Source organism: Nostoc sp. T09 (genome assembly GCF_002154695.1).
Taxonomy (GTDB): Bacteria; Cyanobacteriota; Cyanobacteriia; order Cyanobacteriales; family Nostocaceae; genus Aulosira.
The window spans coordinates 1-2363 of record NZ_MTAV01000246.1; the positions used below are offsets into that span (position 1 = coordinate 1).

Below are 2363 nucleotides of genomic sequence, written 5' to 3' on the forward strand. Positions count from 1 at the left end.
TCCTGGGGGGAACCCCCAAGATCGGACTGCCTCACCACACGACTGGCTCGACTTTGCGCTGTGTCATTTGTCTAATGACTAAGGATGAATGACCAGTGACTTATATTTAATGCCTAATGACGAATAACTTATGACTAAAACTAACAACCAATGACCAATGACTAATGATTAATGACTAATACATATGAGATTCAATTTGACTCAACGGTACAAAACATTCTTGCGGTAAGAGTACTGGTTGGTTCGTAAAAATCACTTTGCCCCGATGGGTAGTGCGATTAATGGCTACTCCTGTAGCTTGTCCAGTTACTTCAGGATGTGCTTCACAGAGAGTGTAGTAAATTTGACCAGCAGCCCTGATAACAGCGGGATCAGCCAAAGGAGGCTGGGGATGCTGGTTTTTGGGAGCCGTATAGTTTTCGTATCCTTGTCGTAAAGCGTACACTATGAATGTTATTTGCTTTCTAGATTTGTCTCTAGTTTATATGAAAGTTTTCGCAACGGTTGCCAAAATGATCCAGTTCTGTTTAGAAATTGGGAATGGGGCATTGGGCATGGCGCATTGGGGAGCCAGTCGCCTGGGCGGGTTTCCCCCCCGTTGAAGCAAGTGGCGTCGAACTGGCGTCATTCGGCAGGGGAGACACTGACAACTGAACTATTGACTCTTTTTACCCTTGTATAGCTTGAATGAGTGCGTCACCCATAGCACGGCAACCTAAAAGCTTGGTACCGGGTGAGAGAATATCGCCAGTGCGATCGCCTTGTTCTAAAACTTTTAACACAGCATTTTCAATGGTATCTGCTGCTGCTGGTTGGTCTAAACCGTAGCGTAGCATCATCGCTGCACTTAATACCTGTGCTAAAGGATTAGCTTTATCCTGCCCAGCAATATCTGGGGCGGAACCGTGAACAGGTTCAAATACGCCAGGCCCAGAAGCACCTAAACTAGCAGAGGGCAGCATCCCAATACTGCCGGTCAGCATGGCAGCCGCATCAGAGAGAATATCGCCAAACAAATTACCTGTGACGATGGTATCGAATTGCTTGGGTGCGCGTACCAATTGCATCGCCGCATTATCTACATAGAGATGAGATAGTTCGATATCCGGGTATTCTTGGGAGAGTTTGGTGATGCGATCGCGCCACAACTGAGATACTTCTAAAACGTTCGCCTTATCTACCGAACAAAGTTTCTTGCCGCGTTTCTGCGCTGCTTCAAAAGCGACTTTACCAATGCGATCGATTTCTGATTCGGTGTAAACCATTGTATTTACACCGCGTTTCTCTCCAGTCTCAGTTTCAAAAATTCCTTTTGGTTTACCGAAGTAAATCCCACCAGTGAGTTCGCGCACCACCATAATATCAACGCCTTCCACAACTTCCCGTTTCAAAGTTGAGGCGTCAATCAGCTGGGGCAAAATTTTCGCTGGGCGCAAATTAGCAAATAATCCCAAACCTGCACGCAGTCCTAACAAACCTGCTTCTGGGCGGCTATGAGATGGTAAAGAATCCCACTTGTAACCACCAATAGCAGCGAGTAATACAGCATCGCTGTTGCAACAAGTATCTAAGGTAGCAGCGGGTAGAGGTTCCCCTGTAGCGTCAATTGCTGCACCACCTATCAAAGCTTCTTGGAAATCAAACTTTAGATCAAATTGCTTCCCCACGACTTTCAGCACGTCTACCGCTACGGCCATAATTTCAGGGCCAATGCCATCGCCGGGGAGTAGGGTAATGCGGTAGTTCTGGGTCATAGCTAGTTTTTACTGAGTAAATGCTTGCAGAATAAATATCATACCGAGCAAAGTGTACCGATGAGTTAATAGATCTCTGGCAAAAATATGAATTAATAGCAATAAATTAGTGGTACTGAGTAAAAAAAGTATCGTGGAGAAAATTAAATTTAGGCTAGATTGCTCCTGCCTCGGATTTTAGATCCAAGCTAATCTTGAAAGGGCATAGAGGCAGGGAATCTGGACAGGTTATGGCAAGCTGTGAAAGTTAAATTACCTCTTCGCCACCGGGATAGCAGAAGGAAGAACGGGGAGCATAGAAGCCAAAGGTGGTTTCAAGCGGTTTTTTTGGTCGTAAAGCATAGACAGGATGACTTGGTTGGAGGAATTCCAAATCAACGATTTGCCACGGGGTAACTATCTCTGCAACATAAGGATAAACACCACTAGAGAATGTCCCGTTGGCTAGTTTAGTGATGTATCGCAATTGACCACGAGCCACATTAGCAATAGTGTTACCGACCCTAGCAGTAGTGCGAATGATGGGAATACCATTAGATTCGGTTGTAGCTATTAACCCAAGTTGCGGGTTATCGAATGATGTGTGCTTGTCACCCCTCAACAATTTAT

At 45.4% G+C, this 2363-nt stretch carries 2 protein-coding genes and 1 pseudogene; all 3 read right to left on the reverse strand.

Features of this window, described 5'->3' with window-relative positions; genetic code table 11:
- Positions 1-175 precede the first annotated feature (175 nt).
- Positions 176-445, reverse strand: coding sequence for a hypothetical protein (locus tag BV372_RS33595; RefSeq protein ID WP_086691668.1), 270 nt, complete (start codon positions 443-445; stop codon positions 176-178).
- Positions 446-668: 223 nt separating this feature from the next.
- A complete protein-coding gene (leuB, locus tag BV372_RS33600; protein ID WP_086691670.1) occupies positions 669-1754 on the reverse strand; it encodes a 3-isopropylmalate dehydrogenase in 1086 nt (361 codons plus the stop codon).
- 247 nt (positions 1755-2001) lie between these two features.
- Positions 2002-2363: pseudogene (locus tag BV372_RS33605) on the reverse strand (hypothetical protein); the annotation flags it as partial.

Bases quoted from the DNA above. Each gene is read 5' to 3' on its own strand.
- leuB (WP_086691670.1), bottom strand. From the start codon at position 1,754: ATGACCCAGAACTACCGCATTACCCTACTCCCCGGCGATGGCATTGGC.